Below are 24,165 nucleotides of genomic sequence, written 5' to 3'. Positions count from 1 at the left end.
TGTCCGCCTCTGACGCTACCCGTCTTTGTTCTTCCGATCGCGGTCCTTGCTCGGTTGAACACGTTTGGGTTCACCGGGCATTTTGGGATAGTTCGGCGGGTACGGCAGATCGCCAAGTCCCGCCGCCAGATCCTTCTCCCACATCTCCAACAGAACGTCGAGGGCAAAGGCCTTGTCGTGCATCGCTTCCATCGGATCACCACGATCGGCGAGCAAGCCGGGAACCGTGGCGATGGTGCAGTCGTCTGGATGCACGTCGCGCAGTTCGTCCCAGGTCACCGGCGTGGACACAGTTGCGATCGGCGTCTTACGAGCGGAATACGCCGCCGCGATCGTCCGGTCACGGGCATTCTGATTGAAGTCGATGAAGATCCGTTCACCCCGCTCTTCCTTCCACCACGCGGTTGTGGCGCGATCGGCACTACGACGTTCGACTTCACGGGCGAGGGCGATACCCGCGTGGCGGACCTCGACAAAATCCCAGCGCGCCTCGAGCGGGATGTAGACGTGAAGGCCTCGGCCACCGGACGTCTTGGGAAATCCTTCCAATCCCAACTCGGCGAGCAGAGGGCGAAGGACCTCGTCCGCGATGGCAACGGCCTCGTCGAACCCGGTCCCCGGTTGCGGATCGAGATCGATGCGGAGTTCGTCCGGGTGGTCGGTGTCCGGGCACCGCACGGCCCAGGGATGAAACGTGACAGTCCCGAGATTGGCGGCCCACACGATGTTCGCAGCACTTCGCACTCGAAGGACGTCAGCCTTGCGACCCGACGGGAACGTGACCTCGCAGGATTCGACGTGCTCGGGCCGCTTTGCCGGCAGCCGCTTCTGGTAAACCTCTTCGCCCTCGATGCCGTCGGGGAATCGCTGAAGATGCGTTGGCCGATCTTGGAGCGCCCGCAACGCTGCACCCTGCAGCGCCACCGTTCGGTAGTACTCGACAAGATGCCGTTTGGTTCCGCCGTCCTCACCCAACTGCGGATAGTAGATCTTGTCCGGGCTCGACAACCGGACCGCGATCCCGTCGACGTCCAGTTCCTCTGCGGGACTCGCCATCACTTACCACCTGCAAGAACATCCGCGAAGTCGTATCGCACCGGAACCTCCAACTGATCGAAAGTGCATTCGTCGGGCACCCTGTCCGGACGCCAGCGCAGGAACCGCGCGGCGTGCCGAAAGCGTTCCCCTTCCATCTGGTCGTACGCCACTTCCAGCACCCGCTCAGGACGAAGCGGAATCCAGGAGCGGTCTGCGGCCGATCTCCACCGGCTGGCCTCTCCCTCGGCCACAACGTCGTCCCCGAGGCGCAAAGGTTCGAGTTCGGCCAACAACTCGATCCGCCGCGCCGCGGTGAAAGCCGAAGCGCCACCGATCATCTTCAATTCGGAACCGTCGAACAGACCCAGAAGCATCGACCCGATACCCGGCTGGCTCTTGTGCGGACGGTAGCCCAGCAGTACGACATCCGCGGTCCTGGCGTGTTTCACCTTGATCATCTCGCGCTTGTTCGGCAGGTACGGTCCCGCCAGCTTCTTGGCGACAACCCCGTCGAGACCCGCGCCTTCGAAGGTTTCGAACCAGGCCATTGCTTCGGCGCTGTCGGCCGTCGCTGCCGTGACGTGGCAACTCGGCCCGCCACCGACACAATCGAGGAGCAACGCACGTCGCACACCGAAGTCCTCGATCGAGACGTCGCGATCCCCGAGCGCCAGCAAATCGAACCCGACAAATTGCGCGGGCGTCTGTTCCGACAACAATGCGACGCGGCTCGCGGCGGGGTGAATCCGCTCGGAGAGCGCTTCCCAACTCAGGCGCGTCACACCGTCGATCTCACGGGGAACCACCAGTTCTCCGTCCACCACACATTTTTCGGGCAATTCAGACTTGACGGCTTCCACCGCCTCGGGAAAGTACCGCGCCAAGTCCTTTCCTCCTCGCGATCCGAGCACCACTTCGTCACCGTCACGAAAGATGATTGCTCGAAATCCGTCCCATTTCGGCTCGTACGACCACGTCGGGTCACCGGACTCGGGTTGAGGCGGCACAGTGGCCGCAGCCTTCGCGAGCATCGGGGCAAGCGGCGGCATCAGGGGTAGCTCCACCTACCCATACTGACAGTCCGGTTGGCAATTCGACTACCGATGTATTGGAATAGGTCCCGAACAATCTACGAACCAACAGAATTATCCAAGAATCAACAAAGGGGTCCTTATGTCCGGAATCGTCCGGCGACTTTGCACTGCGGTGATCGCAACTTCTGCAATCGCCGCCTTCACCGTCGGTTGCGGTTCCGACATCGAGCCGAAAGCCATTGCGGAATCATCTTCCTCGGTTGCCGATTCGACCACTACCTCCGCAGCCCCGACCACCTCGAAGATCACCGGCCAGGAGGGTTCGGACGACGGCGGCGACGTCGACATCGACGTGTCGATCGGTGATTGCGTCAAGCTCGGCGGTACCACGACGGCCGCGGAAATCGACAACGCGGACTGCGGTAGCAAGGATTCCAACTACAAGGTGGTCGCCAAGGTTCCCACCTCTGATCAGTGTGCCTCCGATGTCGACTCGTACTACTACGAGACCCTCGCGGGTGACGAGCAGGGCGCTGTCTGTCTCGACGTCGACTGGGTAGTCGGCGGATGCATGGACCTCGGCAGCGGAATGGATGAGCCCGCCCGCATCGAATGCTCGGATACCAGCGGCACCAATGTAGTCGAGGTCGTCGAAATCCTGCAGAACTCCACGTCGATCGACGAATGCGGTTCGGGGGCAGACTCGGGATTCGAGCACCCGGAACGTAAGTTCACGGTCTGCGTCGCAACGCTCTGATTCGAGCGCCCTCCCGAAAAACACCTGTGCGCCTTGTCAACCGATCTCGGTTGGCAAGGCGCACAGCGCTTTCTACAGCCGGCGCTTTCTACAACCAGCCCCGACGTTTGAAGATCGTGTAGAGACTTCCACACGTCAAGAACATCATCGAGAGCGCAAACGGATAGCCCAAGTGCCAGTGCAGTTCCGGCATGTCGTCGAAGTTCATTCCGTACACGGTTCCGATAAGCGTCGGCGCGAAGAGAATTGCCGCCCACGCCGAGACCTTCTTGATCTCCTCGTTCTGCGCGTAGCTCGCCTGCGTCAGATTGCGCATCTCCTCGTTCTGGTTCTGCGACACCAGAGTTGCGTTCACCGTGAGGATGTTTCCGAGCAACTGACGAAAGCCGTCGGCCCGCTCCACCACAGTCGTCGCATGGTCGGTGACGTCGCGGAGGTAACGCTGGAGTTCCTCGTCCGTGTGGTACTTGTCGAACCCCGCCGACAACCCACGCAGCATTCCCAGCAGCGGACGGGTCGCCCGCTGGAATTCGATCACCTCACGGGTCAGTTCGTAGATGCGACGCGAAACTCCGGGATCGCCACTGAACACTTCGGTTTCGATCTCGTCGATGTCGTTCTGCAGGCCGGCCACCACCGGGGCGTACCCGTCGACGACTGCGTCGAGAATGGCGTAGAGAACGGCCTCGGTACCCAACCGCAACAGGTCAGGATCGTTCTCCATGCGAGTCCGCACCGCCGAGAGATCCGGCGATTCACTGTGACGGACGGTCAGAATGAAGTTCGGACCACAGAAGATATGCAACTCGCCGAATTCGACCCGCTCGGTCTCGTCGCGGTACCGCGCAGCACGCAGGACCACGAACAGTGTCTTGCCGTAGCGCTCGAGCTTGGGGCGCTGGTGCGCGACAATCGCATCCTCGACCGCCAGTTCGTGGAGGTCGAAATGTTGTGCAGCGGCATACAACTGGGCGTCGTCGGGCCGGTACATGCCGATCCACGCCATCGACTGCGAATCCGGAAGGCATGACAGTGCTTCCGCCAGCGTGGACGGCGACGCTATCCGCTCGCCGTCGCGGTACACGCCACTGTTGACGACGGTCGATTCGACGGGCGCCACCGCCTCGGGCGGGGCAGCCTTGACGACGGTGCGTGCGGCACGCGAGTGCCCGGGATGTGAGTCACCGAGACCCGCGGAACGACGTGGCAGTACCGAACGTGAACGACGAAATTCGCGCATGCTGAACAGCTTTCGAGGGAAGAGTGAACGACGACGCTTGCTTCACAGCAAAGCCGAAGCCGATGAACACACGATGAAGCTGCAGCAAAATACCGGAACAACCCGGGCGGCTACAGCTTCAGTTGGTACTCGGAGGTTGGCCACGCATTACAGCCACACCTCCTCTTCCCTGAATTCCTACGCAAGTCCGCGCACGACGCCAACATGCTACCCCGACTGTCAGAGCGGGACAAACCGAACGACAAGCCGCAGGACAGCACGAACCGGTCGGAGGAAACCCGCTCGACGAATGCAGCTTTCAGTCAGTTCGCAGCGCGCAATCCGCCGATCAAGAGTTCGACGATCTGGTCCGCCAACGACTCCGTCTCCGCCAAAGTCTGCCCTTCACGCCTTCGGTACCAGAGGTCGATGCCGTTGAGACTGCTGAGGAGTACTTTTGCCGCCATTCGCGGCGAGCTCGCACGAATGGAACCATCCGCGACACCTTCGGTCATCACGTCGACGAACAGATTCTCGTAGTCGAGTCGCAGCGAATTCAGTTCCACGAGGACTTGCTGTTGCCTCGGCTTGAGCGCGGAGTTCATCTGGCCCCGGACACCTTGGTGGATCGTGTGGTGGTACCCGAGATGTGTCATGAGATTGACCAGGTGGGCGTGCGACATCGCTTCGAGACGCGCGAGGCCGCTGTCTGCCCCGTCGATCCGAGACTCGACCTCCGCGCGGAGCAGGCTCATCCCGCGCTCGTAGATTGCCAGGTAGATGTCGAACTTCGAACGAAAGTGGTAGTAGACAAGACCTTTGGTGGCCCCGATTCGATCGGCCAGCAAATCCATGGTCGTGGCCGCGTAACCGTCTTCGGCAAAGGCGTCGGCGGCGCTGGTGATGATCGCGGATCGCACGTCCGGAAGATCACTACTCATTCGACTTCCACTCCCATTCGCACTGCCTGCCGGCCCTTGACTGTTTCCACGCTATCGCATAGTAATACTGAGTAGTATCCCAGATCAGAGAGGTTTTCCAATGTCGTTGGATTTTTCCGGCAAGGTAGCGATCATCACAGGCGCAGGCGGCGGACTCGGCCGTTCGCATGCATTGGCCCTCGCCGCACGCGGCGCACGCGTCGTCGTCAACGACATGGGTGGCTCGGTCAACGGCAGTGGCGGCGCTGATACCGCAGCAGCCAAGGTAGTGGCGGAAATCGTCGAGTTGGGTGGCGAGGCGATCGCGGACCACTGCGACATCACCGACGTCGACGCCGTTGCCGCCATGGTCGCGACGGCCGTGGACAAGTGGGGCCGCGTGGACATCCTGATCAACAACGCCGGAATCCTGCGCGACAAGTCGTTCATCAAGGCCGAGCTCGACGACTTCCGCAAAGTCATCGACGTGCATCTGATGGGTTCCGTCATCTGTTCCAAGGCAGTCTGGCCGCACATGGTCGAACAGAACTACGGACGCATCCTCATGACCACGTCGGCGTCGGGAATTTACGGCAACTTCGGCCAGGCAAACTACGGCGCCGCGAAGTCCGGCGTCGTCGGCCTGATGAACGTTCTCGCTATCGAGGGCGAACGCAAGGGCATCCGCGTCAACTCGCTGGCCCCGACCGCCGCGACCCGCATGACCGAAGACCTCCTCGACGAGAAGACTCTCGCTCTGCTTGCACCCGAATCGATTTCACCCGGCGCACTGTTCATGGTCTCCGATGACGCACCGACCAAGACCATCCTCAGCGCTGGTGCCGGTGTCTTCGCGATCGCTCGCATGGAAGAGTCGCAGGGCGTGTACATCCCCGAAGGCGCACTCTCCCCTGAGGTCGTCGCCGAACGGTGGTCCGAGATCAGTGACATGACCAATTCCGTCCAGGTGCCCGCGGCGTTCGATCAGACCCGCCGGTTCGTCGAGAAAGCTGTAGCCGAGCAGCCGGCCAACTGAGCTGGGCAACCAGCCGACTGATCGATCCTGCTCCCCCTAAGGTGTGGTGGTGACCACACCAACGGGAGTTTCGATCGTCGACATCGTCGACAGACTGGGAATGACGTTCCTCAGCGGAGGCGACACCGTCGACGACGCCCGCACTGTCAGCCGAGTGACCCTGCACGAAGGGTCCGGAGTCACGCAAGGCAGTGCGGGCGCCGTCGTGCTCGGCGCAGGACTGGCCGAGTCGGCCGACATTGCCACTGCAGTAAAAGAATACGGTTCGGCCGGAGCCGTCGCGCTGATCGTCAGGGAGCCATTGGCCGTCGACGAAAGCGTCGCACGGGCGGTCGCCGAAGCCGATATCGCACTACTTGGAATGGTCAAGGATGCAAGCTGGCTGCAAAGTGCGTCGCTGATCAACGAGATCCTCGAATCCGGCAACAACGGGGACCGCACGTCCGCCGCCGACGCCGACCTGTTCGATCTTGCCAACTCGATCGCTCAGGTATTGAACGGCCCGGTCACCATCGAGAATCAGTCGAGCCGGATCCTCGCGTTTTCGGCGGATCAAGCCTTCGGCGACGAGGCACGTAAGCAGAGCGTCCTCGGACATCAAGTGCCGCAGCACTATTCCGACCGGCTCAGGTCAATGGGGTACTTCAACAAGATCTACGGCTCTACCCTGCCGGTATTTCTACCGGGTATCGGGCCGGGCATCAGGCCCCGGGTCGGCATGCGAATACATGCGGCATCCCAGATCCTCGGTTCGATCTGGGTGATCTTGGACGAGGAGCCGAACGAATTGCAGGTGAAAACGCTCGTCGAGGCGGCGGGGGTAGCCGCGATGAGTTTGCTTCGCGCCAAGCTGGCCGCCGATTCCGCACGACGGCTGAGGTTGGGCGAGGTGATCACGCTACTGAGTGGCGGCACTTCGGCCAAGGAAGCGGCCGAGCGACTGGGCTACGGCCGCTCGAAAGCAAACGTACTTGCGGCCGGCTTCCGTAGCGGCGCCGGCGCATCGTTGGAGGCCGAAGCCGACGTCGATCAACTGGCCCTGACACTCAATACCTATCTCGACCAAGTATTTCCGTTGTCGGTGGCGGCAGCGATCGGTGGCACCGTCTACGCCGTCATCCCACACACCCGGCACCAGACCGACGACGACTACGTGCGTCGGATCGCGTCGGAGTTTGCAGACCGTTCCCGTTCGGAAAAGTCGGTGGTCATCGGAATCGGTGCGACAGTGGCCGACGTGATGACGCTGGAGAAGTCACGCGACGAAGCCGACCGAGCGCTTCGCGTTCTGAGGTCGACGTGGAATTCCTCGGGCCGGACCGTCGCGCGCGCCGACGACGTGCAGATCAATTCCCTACTTCTGCGCCTCTCCGACGCCCTGGCGGACGAGAACGAGACCGCGTCGGGTCCGCTCGCGGTACTGCGTGAGTACGACCGCACTCACGACATCAACCTCGTGGACACCCTTCGAGCCTGGCTCGACACGTTCGGCGACATTCCGGCGGCCGCGTCGTTGGTTCACATCCACGTCAACACGTTTCGATACCGCCTCAAGAAGCTTGCCGGGATTGCCGGAATCGATCTCGATGATCCGGAAACTCGATTCAGCCTGATGCTCCAGCTTCGTCTCTTCTATCCGACAGCGTTGTAGCGATCTACCAAGTCTCACGAAACATTCGTAAATCCGGACGATGTTCTCCTCCTTTTGTTGGGTGAGGATTCAAGCAATCGTTTATTGCTCCTGACCCGACAGACCTCGCGTCACTCGGGCGGGACTACACCTTCCGGAGGCACCATGAAACAACGGTCCTACGCACTGCTGGCTGCGGCAACTGGCACCGTTCTTGCCCTGACCGCGTGCTCATCGGGTGGCTCGTCGGGTTCGGGTTCGGGTTCGGGTGAACCCGTCACGGACGGCACCTTCAAATTGGCTCTCGTGGCCGACCCCGGCGCTCTGAATCCGCTGATGACGGCCGCATCGCCGGCGCACCAGCTGGCGCGTCTGAGCTACGACTATCTGCTCCACCCGGATCCCGATACCGGTGTCACCAAGCCCTGGCTCGCCGAGAAATGGGAAGAGACAACCACTTCCGCGTCCTTCACCATTCGCGACGGCGTCACCTGTACCGACGGATCCGCTCTGACTGCCCAGACTGTCGCCGACAACGTCAATTTCATCACCAACGCAGCAAACAAATCTGCTCTCCGCGGGGTGTACGCACCGGCAACTGCGAGCGCCACCGCCGACCCGGCGACGCGGACAGTGACGGTCACGACTCCGGAGCCCTCTCCGTTCCTGCTTCTCAACCTGGCGCGAATACCGATCATGTGCGAGGCCGGGTTGAAGGACCCGACGGCGGCAAACAAGACGACCTTCGGGTCGGGCATGTTCCAGATGACAGAGGCAGTCGCGAACGATCATTACTCCTACGTCCGGCGCGACGGCTACAACTGGGGACCGGACGGCACCACCTCGGATACGGCTGGAGTACCCAAGAATGTCGTCGCGTCCATCATCACGAACAACAGCACAGCGGCCAACCAGGTGTTGTCCGGTGATCTGAATGCCGCAGCAGTTTCGGGCCCCGACCAGGATCGCATGAACGCCGCGAACCTGGATACCGTCAAGCAGCCCGCTCCGGCGGGCGAGATGTTCTTCAACCACAGTCCCGGCAATCCGACGAGCGATCCTGCCGTCCGCAAGGCTCTGATCCAGGCTCTCAATCTCGACGACCTCGCCGAGATCTTCACGGCCGGTCGCGGAACCAGATCGACCACGATGGTGTCCATCGAACCGCGGGCCTGCATCTACGACTCTGTCGCCGGAAACCTGCCGGACTTCGATACCAGTGCAGCCGCAGCAACTCTCGAGTCTGCGGGCTGGAAGGTCGGCGCGGACGGTAAGCGCAGCAAGGACGGCACACCGCTCCGAATTCGGATGGTGTACGAGACGTTCGGTGACGCGACCGATGCTGCCGCCGACGTCGCGGTCAACGCGTGGAACGACCTGGGCGCCACCGTTGAACTCACCAGCGGCGACTCGAACAAGATTCTCGATGTAGCACTCAGCGGCAAGGACAACACGGCGTGGGATGTTGTCTGGGAGCCGATCAACGTCGCGCTGCCCAGCATGCTGGTCCCCTTCCTCTCCGGTCCTGTGCCCGCTGCGGGAATGAATTTTGCGTCGATCTCCAACCCGGCCTACGACGCAGCCGTCACCAAGGCTTCCGGGCTGACGGGCGAGGACGCTTGTGCCGCTTGGGCAGACGCTGAGTCCGAGATCATCAAAGCAAACTCGGCGGTACCTTTTGCCGACAAGATCACGACTCTCTACTTCAACAATGCGGGTCTTGCATTCGGCCGCAATTTCATCGGTTCGGCCCTGCGCCTGTACCAGTAGACCGCCGGTAGCGACCGGGGAAATCGTCGTGTTTCGCCGGTCGCTGTCGGTATACGGACAGGTATTCACCGATCCAGGCGGTTTTCGTGGGAGCGGACGAAAATCGACCCGATTTTCGTGAGGATCGACAGAGATGCGCGTCACGTCATGCGCCAAGATTTAGCAGTCAACACTCAATCGCGCCCTCACGTTTTTCGCTCGGGCCCCAGCTCCATCCCGGAGGCACCATGAAACACCGCTCCTATCCAACACTTGCGGCAGCCGCAGGGCTCACGCTTGTGTTGTCTGCTTGTGGCTCGGGAGGCACGTCCTCGGGCGCCAGTGGCGGTGAACCGGCCACGGACGGGACCTTCCGTTTCGCCCTGCAGGCCGATCCGGGCGCACTCAACCCGATCATGTCGGCCTCTCAGGCAACCGCCGAGTTGTCTCGTTTGGCCTACGACTACCTGATCTACCAGGATCCCGATACCAGCGAAGTCGGACCGTGGTTGGCGGAGAAGTGGGAAGAGACCCCGACCTCGGCGTCCTTCACCATCCGTGACGGGGTGACCTGTACCGACGGATCGACGCTGACTTCCCAGACCGTCGCGGACAACATCAACTTCGTGGCCAATCCGGACAACGGTTCACAGTTGCGCGGGTCCTCCGTTCCGACCGGTGCCACAGCAACCGCCGATCCGGCAGCGCGCACCGTCACGGTGACCACTGCGGCGCCGAGCCCGTTCCTGCTTCTCAACGTCGGTCGACTGCCGATCCTGTGCGAGGCTGGGCTGAAAGATCCGACAGCATCGAACAAGAAGTCGCTCGGCACCGGCATGTTCGAAGTCACCGAAGTCGCCGCCAACGACCACTACACGTTCCAGCGACGTGATGGCTACAACTGGGGCCCCGACGGCACCGCTTCCGATACCCCCGGCGTCCCCAAGACGGTCATCGCCGCCATGGCACCGAACGTGAGCACCGCCGCAAATCAGCTTCTCTCGGGTGAACTCAATGCAGCTCCGATCGCCGGGCCGGACAAGGACCGCGTCGCGGCAGCCAATCTGGACTCGGTTGGCCGGCCGGTACCCGCAGGCCAGATGTACTTCAACCAGATCGCCAGCAACCCCACCAGTGATCCGGCAGTGCGCAAGGCGCTGATCCAAGCGGTCAATCTCGACGACCTCACTCAGGTCATCACCGCCGGAAACGGGGTCCGGGCAACCAGTCTCGTCGCCGTCGAACCGCGCGCCTGTGTCTACGACTCTGTCGCAGGCAACATTCCGGACTTCGACCTCACAGCTGCAAAGGCAACACTGGACGGCGCTGGTTGGACTGCCGGCGCTGACGGCAAGCGAAGCAAGGATGGCAAGCCGCTCAATCTCCGCCTCGTGTACGACGGCACCGACGATCCCCGCAACGCGGCGGCAGAACTTGCTCAGTCGGCGTGGTCCGAACTCGGCGCAAACGTCGAGGTGACCGGGGGTGACTCGAACAAGATCATCGACGTCATTCTGAGCGGCAAGGACAACTCTGCCTGGGACATCGCCTGGGTCCAGATCAACTCCTCGCTGCCCAGCACGTTCACCGCATACTTTGCCGGGCCGGTTCCCGCAGCAGGCAAGAATTTCGGATCGGTCAGCAACCCCGCCTACGAAGCAGCAGCCACCAAGGCTTCCGGTCTGACCGGTAGCGACGCTTGTGACGCTTGGGCCGACGCCGAGTCGGAGCTCACCAAGACGATCGCGGCCGTGCCCTTCGCAGATTCCGTCATGAACGTGTACTTCAACAAGGCCGGACTCTCATTCGGTAAGACGCTCACCGGTTCTGCGTTGCGTCTCTACCAGTAAGTCGTTTTCCCGCTCAGCATCTCTTCCCGCCCTGCATCTGTTCCCGCCCTCCGGAAAGACAGCCCATGAGTCAAACTATTGAAGCCGCGAAACCAGAAGCGGCGCCTCAGGCTCGAGCAAAGTGGCTCGAGTCCGACAGCTGGCCCGCATATCTTCTGCGTCGTTTCGGCACCTTCGTGATTTCACTCTGGGCGCTGGTGACTGCGGCGTTCCTGATGCTCCAACTGATTCCGGGCGACCCGGTTCGGTTGGCTCTGGGAATGAACGCACCGGTCGAACTGGTCGAGACAACGAGGTCTCAGCTCGGTTACGACCTTCCCTTGTGGCAGCAGTACTTCCGATTCGTCGGCGGGTTGCTGAGCGGGAATCCCGGTGACTCGATCACCTTGAGGACTCCGGTCTTCGAGGTGATCGCGTCCCGCCTACCGGCAACACTCGAACTGGCTGTACTCACAGTGGTCACGGTGCTGCTACTGGGCATTCCGATCGGCCTCATCTTCGCTGCACTGACCCGCAACGGTCGACGACGCGGAGTCGAGATCGGTTACACCGCAACGTCGGGCACCATCGCCGTGATCCCCGAGTTCATGTTCGGTACGGCGCTGGTCTACCTCTTTGCCGTCACGTTCCCTGTTCTGCCCGTCGCCGGCCGAGGTGGACCGGAAAGCTACATCCTCCCGGTCGCGGCCATGTCGATCGGTGCCATCGCCTCGATGTCGCGCATCGTCCGTGCAGAGGCACTCGGAGTGTTGGACATGGACTACATCCGTACGGCGCGCGCCAAGCGAATGCCCGTGGCACGAATCTACTTCCGTCATGCAATGCCCAACCTCATGACGTCGACGCTGACGCTCGCCGGACTCCTCCTGGGTGGTCTGATTGCCGGCACCGTGCTCATCGAGAGCATCTTCGCCTGGCCCGGTATGGGCATGGCGCTGGTCAAATCCATCACCGAGAAGGACTACCCGCTCGCCCAGACACTGGTCGTGATCTACGGCGCCATCGTCCTTCTCATCAATTTCATCGTCGACGTGGTGCTCGCTCTCATCGACCCACGATCCACAATTCGGGAGAACTGAGTTGAGCACCTCACCTACGGCCCCCACTGCGGCCCCCAAGACGCCCCCGCGACGACACTGGATCGTCGGAACGTTCCGCACCCCATTGGGAATCCTGGCCCTCACCTTCCTGACCGCTCTGATCGCCCTCGTCATCTTCGGACCGATGATCTGGGGTGACGCCGCTGTCGCAGCCAACCCGAAGGCACTCTCTCAGGGACCGAGTTCCGAGCACATCTTCGGCACCGACGCCGGCGGGCGTGACGTCTTCGCCCGCACGATGACCGCCGCGAGACTGTCGGTGCTCATGGCTCTCGGAGCCGTCGCACTCGGTGTCACAATTGGCCTGATACTCGGTACGCTCCCGACGCTCGCTCCCCGCTGGGTCGGACGAATGGTCGTGGCATTCCTCAACTTCGCCATCGCATTCCCCGGACTGCTCCTCGCGATCTTCCTGTTGGTCGTTCTCGGACAGGGTGCGGGCAGCGCGGTGATCGCCATCGGTCTCGCCCTGGCCTCGCCGTTCGCGAGGTTGACGTACGCACTGGCTTCGTCGGTCAACGGACGCGACTTCATCGACGCAGCACGCATCCTCGGGGTCACCAAGCCGGGGCTGCTGTTCCGCCACATTCTCCCCAATATCCGTGAACCACTCATCGTCAATGCCAGCATCGCTGTCGGCAGCGGCCTGGTGGTCTTCGCCGGACTCTCGTTCCTCGGCTTGGGCATTCAGCCGCCTGCATTCGACTGGGGCCGGATGCTCAACGAAGGTCTGTCGAAGATCTTCGTCAACCCGGCCACCGCACTTGCCCCCGGCATCGCCGTCGTGCTCGCCGGCTTGACCTTCACGCTGCTCGGCGAGGCCATTGCTCGCGGCGCGGGAGTTCGCAGCCCGATCAGCAGTCGCCTGCCGAAGTGGAAGCCGATCAACCGGAAAACTGCCCAGGCCGATTCGGCGCCCAGTGACGAGGACGCAGTTCTCACCGTCCGCAACATGTCCGTCGCAGTCCCCGCGGGTGACGACTGGCGTCGCCCCGTCGACAACATCAGTTTTACAGTTCATCGCGGCGAAACCGTGGGCATCGTCGGTGAATCCGGCTCCGGAAAGTCACTGAGTTGCATGGCAATCGCGCAGCTGACCGACCACCCCACCGTGGTCGACGCCGGGCTCATCGAGTTCGACGGCACCGTGCTGATGAAGGACGGGAAGCGGCCGGACAACGCGGCTTCGCGCAAGGTTGCCCGCCAACTCGGCACACGTATGGCGATGGTGTTCCAGGATCCGATGTCGTCCATGAATCCGTCTCTCAAGGTCGGATACCAGGTCGCCGAGATCGGTTGGCTCCACGAAGGTATGAGCAAGGTCGACGCGAAGAAGGCGGCAGTCGAGCGACTGAACGCCGTCAAGATCCCCGACGCGCCCAGGCGTGCGAAGCAGTACCCCCACGAGTTCTCCGGCGGTATGCGTCAGCGCGCGATGATCGCCATGGGTCTGATGGGCAAGCCCGCTCTGATCATCGCGGACGAACCCACCACTGCGCTCGATGTGACCGTTCAGCGTGAGGTTCTCGGGCTGCTCCACGAGGTTCGCGAAGAAACCGGCGCCGCAATCCTTCTCATCTCGCACGATATGGCCGTCATCACCGGCATGTGCACCCGTGTCCTGGTCATGTTTGCCGGCGAAATCGTCGAAGACATCGCAGTCGACGATCTGATCGCCGGTCGTGCAAAGCATCCGTACACCCGCGCGCTGATCGCCGCGGTCCCCACCATGAGCACCGATCGCGACAAGCCGCTTGCCACCGTCGACGAAGCCTGGCAGGTGGAGAGCCTCGACGCCGAGGAGAGCACCGCCGACATCGAGTTGGAAGAACTGTTGGCTGTTGCAGAGGAGATCCGATGAGCAGGCTCGAATTCCGTGACGTCAACGTCCACCTCGGTAGCGGTTCGAAAGAATTCCACGCCGTCAAGAACATCAATCTCGACATCCCCTCCGGATCGGTGGTCGGTCTCGTCGGTGAATCGGGTTCCGGAAAGTCGACACTGGCGCGAGCAACTGTCGGGTTGGCCGAGCCCAGTTCCGGCCAGATCCTTCTCGACGGTGTGGACGTCGCTCACGCCCGCGGCGCGACGGCTCGTCTGCGCCACCGGATCCAGATGGTCTTCCAAGATCCGTACTCGTGCCTCGACCCGCGAATGACCATCGGCCAGTCACTCGCCGAGGCGCTGCGGTCCACCGAGCGTCGTGACAAAGCTCGCCGCAGCCGCGGCGACCGCGCTGCCGAGGTGGCTCGACTCCTCACCACCGTCCAACTGCCGGTGGAGAAGGCGCACGAATACCCGTCGTCGTTGTCTGGTGGTCAGCGCCAACGCGTTGCCCTCGCGCGGGCTTTGGCAGCCGCACCGGCAGTTCTGCTTGCAGACGAAATCACCTCCGCTCTGGACGTGTCCGTGCAGGGCGCGGTTCTGAATCTGTTGGTGGATCTGCAGAAGCAGCTAGGTCTGACGGTTCTGTTCGTCAGTCACAACCTGGCGGTGATCCGCTATGTCTGTGACCACGTCGCAGTCATGCTCGGCGGCGAGATCGTCGAACACGGGCCGGTTCTCGACGTGATCGATTCGCCCAAGGAGCCGTACACGGCAAAGCTGTTGTCCGCGATCCCGACCTTCGGGGAGCCGATGTTCCAATGACAACGCCGACCACTCTCGACTCCCCCGCTGCCGTAGCCCGTGCCGAAGAACGTCGTTCGGCGAGAATCCAGGATTACGCGTCCGTGGTTACACCGACCAGCATCGCCGTCTCGGCGTCGGGACGCATTGCATACGTACGTACCGAAGCGAATCCGGCCGCGGATACCAACGAGCACTCGATCTGGTTGGCTTCCCCGCAACTACAGCTCACCGCGGGACCTGCCGACACCTCGCCGGCATGGCATCCCGTTTCCACGCTGTTGGTCTTCGTTCGGCCGGATTCCTCGGGCACACCGCAACTGTGGAAGGTCGACGCCACCGGCGGGCCCGCCGTTCAGATGACCACCACGGCGCAGCTCCCGCTCGGCGCTGGGGCACCAGTGTTCTCTCCCGACGGTGCTCGAATCGCCTTCAGCGCCCCGGTCGACCGCACTGCCGCCGGATCGTCACACCTCTTGGTGGCGAAACGCCTCAACTACAAGGTCGACGGATCCGGTGTCCGGGGCAGCGTTCGGGCGCACTTGTTCGAGTTCGATCTGGCCGCCGGCTCGCTTCGGCAACTGACGGACGGCGATTGGGACGCTTCGCATCTCGCGTACAGTCCCGACGGCACCGAACTTGCTTTCACCGCGGCGATGGACGGCCATGCCGATCTGACACGGGCGAGCTCCGCGTGGACCGTATCGCTGACTGATCTCGCCTCGGCTCCGCGGATGCTGGGGCACGCACGCGGCATCGCCGGACCACTGACGTGGACACCTGTCGGCGACGCCGTCGTAGCAGTCGGTTGGCACACGCCGATCATTCACAACAACGAACTTCTTGTCCTGCACCGCGACCAGCGAGTGGAAGACCGCAGTCTGACATCCGCACTCGACCGAAACGTCATGCCTGGCGGGACCGGTTATCCCGGTGGCGCACCGCGTTTCACCGCCGACGGCGACATCGTCTTCTGCATCCGCAACCACGGCTCCACCGAACTGCACAAGGTCGATTTCGGATCAGGCTCCGTCTCACCACTTCTCACCGGAGAACAGACAGTGGTCTCCGGTCTTGCCCTGACCTCTGGGAAGGCCGTCGTCGCGCTGGCAACGGCGACGTCCTTCGGTGAGGTCGCCGTCATCGACCTCGAGACTCGTGCAGTCGAAACCGTCACCGAATTGAACACGGAACTGACAACTTCCGTCGCGTTTCCAGTCGCCTCCGAGCGTTGGTTCGACATCAGCGACGGCACCCGTGTTCAGGGTTGGATCCTGCGCGACCCGAACGTCACGGGCGCCGGTCCGCTGGTTCTGGACGTCCACGGCGGACCACACAATGCCTGGACCGGTACACCCACCCCGATGCACGCGTACCACGCGGAACTGGTCGCGCTCGGATACACGGTCTTGATGATCAATCCGCGGGGAAGCGACGGCTACGGCAACAAGTTCTTCGACGGTGTGCGTGACGGTTGGGGTGAGGCGGATCGCGCCGACCTGCTCGAGCCGGTCGAAACCCTTGTCGCCGAAGGGATGGCCGATCCGAAGCAACTGGTGCTCACGGGCTACAGCTACGGCGGATTCATGACGTGCGCCCTGACGTCCGTCACCGATCGGTTTGCCGTCGCAGTCGCTGGCGGCCTTGTCTGCGACATCGCGAACACGGCGGGCCCCTCGGACGAAGGCATCTTGCTGCAGACGGTCGAATTCGACCCGCAGTCATCTCGGGTACAGGAACTTTCGCCGCTGGGGCGAGTCTCCCAGGTGACGACACCGACACTGATACTTCACGGCGGTAGCGACGTCCGCTGCCCGGTCAACCAGGCAGAACAGTGGTTCGGTGGACTGCGTTTGGCCGGCACCCCGACCGAACTGGTGGTCTTCCCGGACGCGTCGCATGCCTTTGTGCTGACGGGTCGGCCCTCCCACCGTCTGGATTACAGCACCCGTCTCGTCGACTGGATCGAACGTCATCTCTCGCCTACGCCGGCACTGACCACGGTCGATCCCGACTACTGGCAGTACCGACTCGACACCCTGAGCGCGAAGTACGGGGTACCCGGTGCCTCGCTCGGAATTCTGACCACTACCCGCAGCGGTTTCGACCGCACCGTGGTGACGTCCGGTGTCGTCAGTACCCGCACCGGTGTCGCGGCCACTCCCGACACGTTGTTCCAGATGGGTTCGATCAGCAAGGTCTGGACGGCCACCCTGATCATGCAACTCGTCGAAGAAGGATTACTGGACCTCGACTCGCCTGTCCGGAACATTCTGCCCGACTTCGCAGTTGCCGACGCGGTAGCCACTGAAACGGTCACCACTCGCCACCTGTTGACTCACACCAGTGGCATCGACGGTGACGTCTTCATCGACGGCGGACGCGGCGACGACTGCGTCGAGCGATACGTCGCAGCCCTGACATCGACGGTGCAGCTCTTCGCACCAGGTACCGATTGGTCGTACTGCAACACCGGCTTCGTCATCGCCGGACGAATCATCGAGGTTCTCCGAGGCAAGAGTTGGGACGCGGTTCTGCGTGAGCGGATCATCGAGCCGCTCGGCCTGACCAAGACCACGACCTTGCCCGAGGAGACGGCACTGCACCGCGCTGCGGTCGGGCATGTCGGCGGTGCCGACAATCTCGCGCAGACACCACAATTCCTCATCCCTCGCTCGATGGGCCCCGCCGGTCTCATCAACAGCACCGCCGAGGACCTTCTCCTGTTCGCGCAGGATTCGATGCGCGAGGATCCGATTCTGCTTCAGCGGTCCACCCATCTGGCGATGCTCGAGGAGCGCCGCCAGATCGGAGACGTGTCGTCTGCAGACATCATGGGAACCACGTGGCTGCTGCACAATTGGGACGGGGTGCTGGCGCATGGTCACAACGGTGGAACCCTCGGACAGCAGTCCTTCTTGCGGGTGGTCCCGTCCTGCGGCATTGCGGTAGTCCTGATGGCCAACGGCGGTGCGATGGACGCTCTCTCGGGCGACCTTCTCACCGAAGTGATCGGTTCCATCGGCGGCGTCGCCGTGACACCGGCATTTTCCCCTGGAGACCCCGCCACCCGCACCACGTCCTCACCTGAGGAACTCGATGCGCTGTGCGGTCTGTACCGCGATGCTGCTGCCGATTTCGTCCTGGAAAGAACCGAGAGTTCCCTGACCGCCCGCCGCACCGATCACATCGACCCTTCGGTCAACGCCGAAAGCGCAGAGTCCGTCTCTCTCAGCCTGATCGAAGTTCACCCTGGAGTATTCGCGACCCAACTACCTCAATCAGCGGGTTGGATCCGGATCACTTTCTCCGACACCGGGAGTACACAATTGCTACACGTCGGAAGCCGCGCGTATCCGCGAGTGAACAACCGATGACCATTCTCCGCGATCTGGCCGAGCGCCAACTTCCTCAGATCCTCGAGGACGCCATCGCGCTCATCGAAGTCGAGTCGCCGTCGCACGATCTCGAAGCTGTTGCCCGCAGCGCGAAGTGGACGTCAGACCTTGTCCACGAACGACTCGGAGTGACACCGGAGTCGATAGTGACGGAAGGCCGAACCCATCTGGTGACCCGTTTCGGCAGCTCACCGACGCGGCTGATGCTGCTCGGTCACCACGACACCGTGTGGCCGATCGGAACCCTGACGCGCCTAGCCGCAGCGGTCACCGAGGGCGTACTTCGAGGTCCGGGTGGCCTCGACATGAAACTTGGTGTCGTTCAGGCAATCCACGCCCTCGCCATCGTCCGAGAGTTGCACGGCGACGATGCACTCGACGGAATCACACTCCTGGTCACCGGTGACGAAGAAATCGGTTCGCCCACGTCGCGGTCACTGATCGAGAAACTCGCGGCGGGCGCGGTACTGGTTCTCGAGGCCGGCGGTGACGGCGGCGAACTGAAGACTGTCCGCAAGGGAGTGTCGCTGTATCGGATCCATGTTGCCGGTCGCGCCGCGCACGCCGGGCTGGAGCCGGAAAAGGGCATCAACGCTGCAGTAGAACTGGCTCGTCTCGTGATCGCGATCAACGACTTGTCCTCGCCTGCGCAGGCAACCACCGTCACCCCGACCGTCATTTCGGCCGGAACCACCACCAACACCGTTCCGGCAGAAGCCTTTGTCGATGTGGACGTGCGCGCAACCAGCGCTGCCGAGCAGGAACGGGTCGATGCGAATATCCGAGCCCTGCAGGCAATCCACCCCGAAGCCGTAGTCACGGTCTCGGGTGGCGTCAACCGTCCACCTCTCGAAGCGACGATGTCCGCACCGTTGCTGGCGTTGGCGGAACGTGTTGCGCTCGAGCATGATCTGACTCCTCCCGTCGGGCTCGCCGTAGGCGGAGCCTCGGACGGAAACTTCACTGCCGGTATCGGTATCCCCACCCTCGACGGCCTCGGTGGCGTCGGCGGCGGTGCACACGCCGAGACCGAGCATGCGCTCGTGTCCGCTATCGCCCCGAGGACGGCGTTGGTTGCGGGCCTTATTCGTTCGATCACGTTTGAAGGGGGCCCTCGTGTCGAAAAGCAAAGCGGTTGAGTTTCGAGAGCTGGTCGACAATCGCGAAATAGCCGATCTATCCGCGGTTTTCGATGAGATCTGGGCTACCAGTCCCGGACCGGCTCATTTCGGCACGGCGATGTTGGTTGCGCTTCATCACGGTGGTCACTACGTGGTGGGAGCCTTTTCCGAAGGCGAAATGATCGGTGGTTGTGTCGGATTCTTCGTCGAGCCTCTCGGCGAGGTTCTGCACTCACACATCGCCGGAGTACTACCGGGACACGCAGGCAAGGGAATCGGCCGCGCCCTCAAGCATCATCAGCGAGACTGGTGCATCGAGCGCGGTGTCAGGACGATCCGGTGGACCTTCGATCCACTGGTCGCACGAAATGCTTATTTCAACATTCAGCGTCTCGGTGCCGCACCGACCGAATACAACCCGGATTTCTACGGTTCGATGGCAGACGGCATCAACGCAGGCGACGCCAGCGATCGTATGCTCGTCAGTTGGGATCTCGACGTCGATGGATCTCCGAGTTCTGCTGTGGCCGTGAATGATACATTCAAGGTGCTTCAACCCACCGAGGACGGTACGCCTCGAATGCTCCCGATCCCACCCGACTGCATCGATATCGCAGTCGGAATACCCCGAGACATCGAGCATCTGAGAACAGTCGACCGCGCCTCTGCCTTTGCCTGGCGACACGCGCTTCGCGAGTACCTCGAACCACTGATCGCCTCGAAGGAATGGCAATCGACCGGCTTCGACCCCAGCGGCTATTACACGTTCACGAAAATCTGCGAGACAACCGGAGAAGAGCAAGTCCATGCACATTGAGTCCGTCGAATTGCGCGAACTGCGCATCCCTCTCGTCTCCCCCTTCACCACGTCATTCAGCACCCAGCTCGAGCGCAACACCCTCGTCCTGAAGGTGAGCGGTACCACCGACGGCCCTAACGGCCCGGTGGAGACGGTCGGCTGGGGCGAGTGCGGCTCGCTCAGCGATCCGTACTACAACTCCGAATACACAGCTGGTGCGCGGGCGATGCTTCGCGAGTATCTCGTTCCGACGCTACGTAAGTCGCAGTCGGATCAACCGCTCACCGCCGAGACTGTCGGCAGCGTACTTCACCACATCGTGGGTCACCAGATGTCCAAGTCGGCTATCGAAATGGCAATTCTCGATGCTGAATTGCGCGCTCGCGGACAGTCTTTCGCTCGGTACCTCGGTGCCACTCGCACGCGAGTTCCCTCGGGAGTGTCCGTCGGCATCCAGGACAGCATCCCTCAGCTGCTCGAGACCGTCGGCAACTATCTGTCGCAGGGGTACGTGCGAATCAAGCTGAAGATCAAGCCGGGCTGGGACATCGCTCCCGTGGCTGCGGTGCGCAAGGAGTTCGGCTACGACGTTCCTCTACAGGTCGACGCGAATGCCGCGTACACCCTCGTCGACGCGCAGTTGCTCCGTCGCCTGGACGAATTCGCACTGCTTCTCATCGAACAGCCGCTGGCCGAGGACGATTTGGTGCAGCACGCCAAGCTCGCCCAGTCCCTCTCGACTCCGATCTGCCTCGACGAGTCGGTCGAGTCGGCCAAGGATGCGGCGGATGCCATCACGCTCGGTGCCGCTTCGGTCATCAACATCAAGCCGAGCCGTGTCGGTGGATATCTGGAAGCCAAGCGCATCCACGATCTCGCCTCGGCACACGGTATCGCGGTGTGGTGCGGCGGAATGCTCGAGACCGGAATCGGCCGCGCCGCCAACGCGGCCCTCGCGGCGCTGGACGGGTTCACGCTGCCCGGCGACATCTCGGCGTCCGATCGCTTCTACAAGGAAGACATCACCGAACCGTTTGTCATCGAGGACGGCCACATCGCCGTGCCGCAGGGACCGGGCTTCGGTGTGACTCCACGTGAAGACGTCATGGATCGCTTCACGGTCGGAACCGAGACTCTGTAGGTCCACACAGTCACGCAGCAGCCACCTCCACTTCACCCGGCGGAGGTGGCTGTTCGTCGTTTCTGTCGGTAGGGAGGTGCATAGTGATTCGGACATGACGTTCTGCACCGAAAGGCCCCCGATGAGTAGCTGGTCCGATCGCCCGATCTGCGCGTTCGACCTCGAGACCACGGGGCGGGATCCGTCGACCGCTCGCATCGTCAGTGCCTGCGTCGCGGTCATCGACGGTTCGAATGTCGAAACACGCACGTGGTTACTCGATCCCGGCGTCGATATCCCCGCCGACGCTTCGGCTATTCACGGAATCAGCACCGAGTACGCGGCGCGGCACGGCCAGAACTACGCCGAGGGCTACGAAGAGATTCGCGATGCTCTGCACAATTCCTGGGCGCGCGATCACGCCGTCGTGGCGTTCAATGCCTCCTATGATCTGACGGTCATGCATGCCGAGGGTCTGCGCATCGGCAAGCCCGCATTCGTTCCCGGGTTGGTGATTGATCCGTACGTGATCGATCGGGCGATGGATACGTTCCGCAAGGGCAAGCGAACGCTTGCGGCTGTGTGCGAGCACTACGGAATTTCATTGGAGTCGGCGCACGAAGCCGAGGCCGATGCCAAAGCGGCGGCGGCGTTGGCCCGCGAGTTGGCCGTGCGGTTCCCCGACCTCCTGGGGCTCGATCTCATGGTCGATCAAGCCGATTGGCACGCCGAGCGCCAGCGTGATTTCGCCGAGTACCTACTCAGCCAGGGCCGGGATGTGGGAGACGTCAACGGTCAGTGGCCGATTCGCGTTATCGCCTGATCCGGGCAATCGAGTACGCCGTCAGTCGGGAGTCACGATCGCGAAGTTCTTGTCGCCGGGATCCAACACCGCGGCAAGTCGCGCCAGAACCGACTCGTCCCCGGTGAGCGCGATGCCGGCATCGGCAAGCCCTTCGGCGGACAATCCGCCGAGAGCCAAGGCAGGCAGCGATCGTTTGGTCGTGGACAGGATCGCGTCCGCAGGATCCTTTTGACTGTGCGCACTGTAGGTCAGGACTCCGTTGGCGAGCCGCAATCGGTAGCGTTCGTCGACATCGGTCAGCACGACGTCGATGGACAGTCGTTCATTCCAGGCACTCGGACCGTCAACTTGAATCGCGATGGCGTCGAACAACATTGCAGGTGTCAGCTGCGCGATGACATCCGGGGCGGTGGTTTCGGTGGGGGTGCCGAACTGGCCATCACGCAGTTCTGTGGTACCGGAGAGATACCAGTTGCGCCAGGTGCCGTTCTCCGCACCGTAACCGAGCTGTTCGTAGGTGTCGGCCAACAGCGCTTTGGCTCCTGCGTGACCAGGCTCCGAGAACACGACGTGATTGAGTACCTGTGCGACCCAACGGTAGTCGCCGGCGTCGAACGAATCACGCGCTTTGGTGACCACTGCGTCGGCGCCACCCATGAATTCGACGTACCTAATGGATTGCTCAACCGGAGTGTGTTCCCACAGACTGGCCGGGTTGCCGTCGAACCAACCGAGATAGCGTTGATAGATCGCCTTCACATTGTGGCTGATCGAACCGTAGTAACCTTTTGCGCTCCAGGCATTCTCGAGCGACGGTGGCAACTGGATCTCTTCGGCGATTTCAGGTCCGGTGAGACCTTTGTTGATCATGCGCAGAGTCTGATCGTGGACGTAGGCGTACAGATCACGCTGCGTGGCAAGGAATTCGACGACGCGGTCGTTGTCCCAAGTCGGCCAGTGGTGCGAGGCGAAGACAACTTCGACGTCGTCACCGAACATGTCGATGGTTTCGGTGAGGTACTGCGCCCAACCGTGAGGATCACGCACAACAGCGCCGCGTAAGGTCAAGAGATTGTGGAAGTTGTGGGTGGCGTCTTCGGCGGCACACAGAGCTTTGAAGCCGGGGAGGTAAATCAACATTTCCGACGGCGCTTCGGTATCGGGTGCCATCTGGAAGATCATGCGGACACCGTCGACGGTCTCTTCGTGTCGGGTGGTGGTGACGGTATCGGTCGGCGCGATGAGAGTGACGGTTCCGACCGACACCGTCTGTCCCAGACCTCCACCGACTTGTCCCTGCGGACCCCTGGCCAGCGCGGCACCGTACATGTAACCCGCACGTCGTCCCATCGCGGTACCCGCATACACGTTTTCGGAGACCGCGTGCTCGACGAACCCCTCCGGTGCAAAGATTTTCACGCTCCCGCCGTCGACTTCCTCCTGCGTGACGAATCCCTTCACACCACCGAAGTGATCGACGTGTGAGTGGGTGTAGACGATCGCCTTGATCGGCCGATCTCCCCGATGTTGTCGATAGAGTTCGAGCGCCGCCTTACCCGTTTCGGCAGACAGGAGGGTGTCGATGACAACTACCCCCTCGTCGCCTTCGATGAAAGACGTGTTCGACAAGTCCATTCCGCGGACCTGATAGATGCCCGGGACTACTTCGAACAATCCGTCGATCGCGGCGAGTTTCGACTGCCGCCACAGACTGGGATTCACAGTCTCAGGTGCATCTCCTTCCAGGAACGAGTAGGTGTCGTTGTCCCAGAGAACTGTTCCGTCTTCGGCGGCCACCGCGTTCGGTTGACGGCGAGCAACAAGCCCGCGAGTGGCGTCGTCAAAATCCTGGGTGTCGGCAAAAGGCAGACTTTCGAGAAGCGCCTTCTGCTGACGAATGATGGTCTCGGATGCCGCGTTCGATGTCGTAGCCATACCGACATTCTGGCGTGCTGAGATCG

At 62.2% G+C, this 24,165-nt stretch carries 18 protein-coding genes; 13 read left to right on the top strand and 5 right to left on the bottom strand.

Features of this window, described 5'->3' with window-relative positions; translation table 11 throughout:
* Positions 1-15: 15 nt before the first annotated feature.
* Together ligD and ACKAMS_RS05610 are read right to left on the bottom strand one after the other, a co-directional pair.
* Positions 16-1,056, bottom strand: a complete 1,041-nt coding sequence (ligD, locus tag ACKAMS_RS05615; RefSeq protein ID WP_003940248.1) for a non-homologous end-joining DNA ligase — start codon at positions 1,054-1,056, stop codon at positions 16-18.
* Positions 1,056-2,102 carry an ATP-dependent DNA ligase gene (locus ACKAMS_RS05610; RefSeq protein WP_019745225.1) on the bottom strand — a complete coding sequence of 349 codons (1,047 nt, stop codon included), beginning with the start codon at positions 2,100-2,102 and terminating at the stop codon, positions 1,056-1,058. The genes ligD and ACKAMS_RS05610 overlap by 1 nt, the downstream gene beginning before the upstream one ends.
* A gap of 109 nt (positions 2,103-2,211) precedes the next feature.
* On the opposite strand from ACKAMS_RS05610, the gene ACKAMS_RS05605 reads away from it, so the two are divergent.
* On the top strand, positions 2,212-2,829 hold the full coding sequence (locus tag ACKAMS_RS05605) for a hypothetical protein (protein ID WP_019745226.1): 618 nt from the start codon (positions 2,212-2,214) through the stop codon (positions 2,827-2,829).
* A gap of 88 nt (positions 2,830-2,917) precedes the next feature.
* On the opposite strand, the gene ACKAMS_RS05600 is transcribed toward ACKAMS_RS05605, so the two are convergent.
* Positions 2,918-4,069 (bottom strand): magnesium and cobalt transport protein CorA, encoded by a 1,152-nt coding sequence (locus tag ACKAMS_RS05600; RefSeq protein WP_007731382.1) that lies wholly within the window; start codon positions 4,067-4,069, stop codon positions 2,918-2,920.
* Positions 4,070-4,371: 302 nt separating this feature from the next.
* Positions 4,372-4,989, bottom strand: a complete 618-nt coding sequence (locus ACKAMS_RS05595) for a TetR/AcrR family transcriptional regulator (protein WP_020970727.1) — start codon at positions 4,987-4,989, stop codon at positions 4,372-4,374.
* A 100-nt stretch (positions 4,990-5,089) separates the two neighbouring features.
* Between ACKAMS_RS05595 and ACKAMS_RS05590 the strand changes: the two genes are divergently transcribed.
* The 12 genes from ACKAMS_RS05590 (at position 5,090) to ACKAMS_RS05535 (ending at position 22,222) form a co-directional block, all read left to right on the top strand.
* Positions 5,090-6,004, top strand: coding sequence for an SDR family NAD(P)-dependent oxidoreductase (locus ACKAMS_RS05590; RefSeq protein ID WP_019745228.1), 915 nt, complete (start codon positions 5,090-5,092; stop codon positions 6,002-6,004).
* A gap of 49 nt (positions 6,005-6,053) precedes the next feature.
* Positions 6,054-7,655, top strand: a complete 1,602-nt coding sequence (locus ACKAMS_RS05585; RefSeq protein ID WP_037120543.1) for a CdaR family transcriptional regulator — start codon at positions 6,054-6,056, stop codon at positions 7,653-7,655.
* 144 nt (positions 7,656-7,799) lie between these two features.
* Complete coding sequence (locus tag ACKAMS_RS05580) at positions 7,800-9,404, top strand: ABC transporter substrate-binding protein (RefSeq protein WP_134999050.1); 1,605 nt, start codon at positions 7,800-7,802, stop codon at positions 9,402-9,404.
* Positions 9,405-9,631: 227 nt separating this feature from the next.
* A complete protein-coding gene (locus ACKAMS_RS05575) occupies positions 9,632-11,233 on the top strand; it encodes an ABC transporter substrate-binding protein (protein WP_019745231.1) in 1,602 nt (533 codons plus the stop codon).
* Between the two features lie 65 nt (positions 11,234-11,298).
* Entirely contained in the window at positions 11,299-12,312 is a 1,014-nt protein-coding gene (locus ACKAMS_RS05570) for an ABC transporter permease (RefSeq protein WP_019745232.1), read from the top strand.
* Position 12,313: 1 nt separating this feature from the next.
* A complete protein-coding gene (locus tag ACKAMS_RS05565) occupies positions 12,314-14,194 on the top strand; it encodes a dipeptide/oligopeptide/nickel ABC transporter permease/ATP-binding protein (protein WP_020909058.1) in 1,881 nt (626 codons plus the stop codon).
* Positions 14,191-14,982, top strand: coding sequence for an ABC transporter ATP-binding protein (locus ACKAMS_RS05560; RefSeq protein ID WP_408988729.1), 792 nt, complete (start codon positions 14,191-14,193; stop codon positions 14,980-14,982). The genes ACKAMS_RS05565 and ACKAMS_RS05560 overlap by 4 nt, the downstream gene beginning before the upstream one ends.
* A complete protein-coding gene (locus tag ACKAMS_RS05555; RefSeq protein WP_408988728.1) occupies positions 14,979-18,338 on the top strand; it encodes a serine hydrolase in 3,360 nt (1,119 codons plus the stop codon). The genes ACKAMS_RS05560 and ACKAMS_RS05555 overlap by 4 nt, the downstream gene beginning before the upstream one ends.
* Positions 18,335-19,498, top strand: coding sequence for a M20/M25/M40 family metallo-hydrolase (locus ACKAMS_RS05550; RefSeq protein WP_408988727.1), 1,164 nt, complete (start codon positions 18,335-18,337; stop codon positions 19,496-19,498). The genes ACKAMS_RS05555 and ACKAMS_RS05550 overlap by 4 nt, the downstream gene beginning before the upstream one ends.
* Entirely contained in the window at positions 19,476-20,297 is an 822-nt protein-coding gene (locus ACKAMS_RS05545) for a GNAT family N-acetyltransferase (RefSeq protein WP_029256203.1), read from the top strand. Before ACKAMS_RS05550 ends, ACKAMS_RS05545 begins: the two co-directional genes overlap by 23 nt.
* The gene (menC, locus tag ACKAMS_RS05540) at positions 20,287-21,420 is read left to right on the top strand and encodes an o-succinylbenzoate synthase (RefSeq protein WP_019745236.1); all 1,134 of its coding nucleotides are present in this window, start codon (positions 20,287-20,289) and stop codon (positions 21,418-21,420) included. The genes ACKAMS_RS05545 and menC overlap by 11 nt, the downstream gene beginning before the upstream one ends.
* A 121-nt stretch (positions 21,421-21,541) precedes the next feature.
* On the top strand, positions 21,542-22,222 hold the full coding sequence (locus ACKAMS_RS05535) for a 3'-5' exonuclease (protein WP_019745237.1): 681 nt from the start codon (positions 21,542-21,544) through the stop codon (positions 22,220-22,222).
* Positions 22,223-22,243: 21 nt separating this feature from the next.
* Here the strand turns inward: ACKAMS_RS05535 and ACKAMS_RS05530 are convergent, their stop codons facing one another.
* The gene (locus tag ACKAMS_RS05530) at positions 22,244-24,139 is read right to left on the bottom strand and encodes an alkyl/aryl-sulfatase (protein ID WP_408988726.1); all 1,896 of its coding nucleotides are present in this window, start codon (positions 24,137-24,139) and stop codon (positions 22,244-22,246) included.
* Positions 24,140-24,165: the final 26 nt, after the last annotated feature.

This window comes from Rhodococcus sp. 5A-K4 (assembly GCF_046097995.1).
Lineage (GTDB): Bacteria > Actinomycetota > Actinomycetes > Mycobacteriales > Mycobacteriaceae > Rhodococcus_F > Rhodococcus_F erythropolis.
The sequence above is the reverse complement of the archived record's forward strand: the minus strand, read 5'-3'. Positions and strand labels throughout refer to the sequence as shown.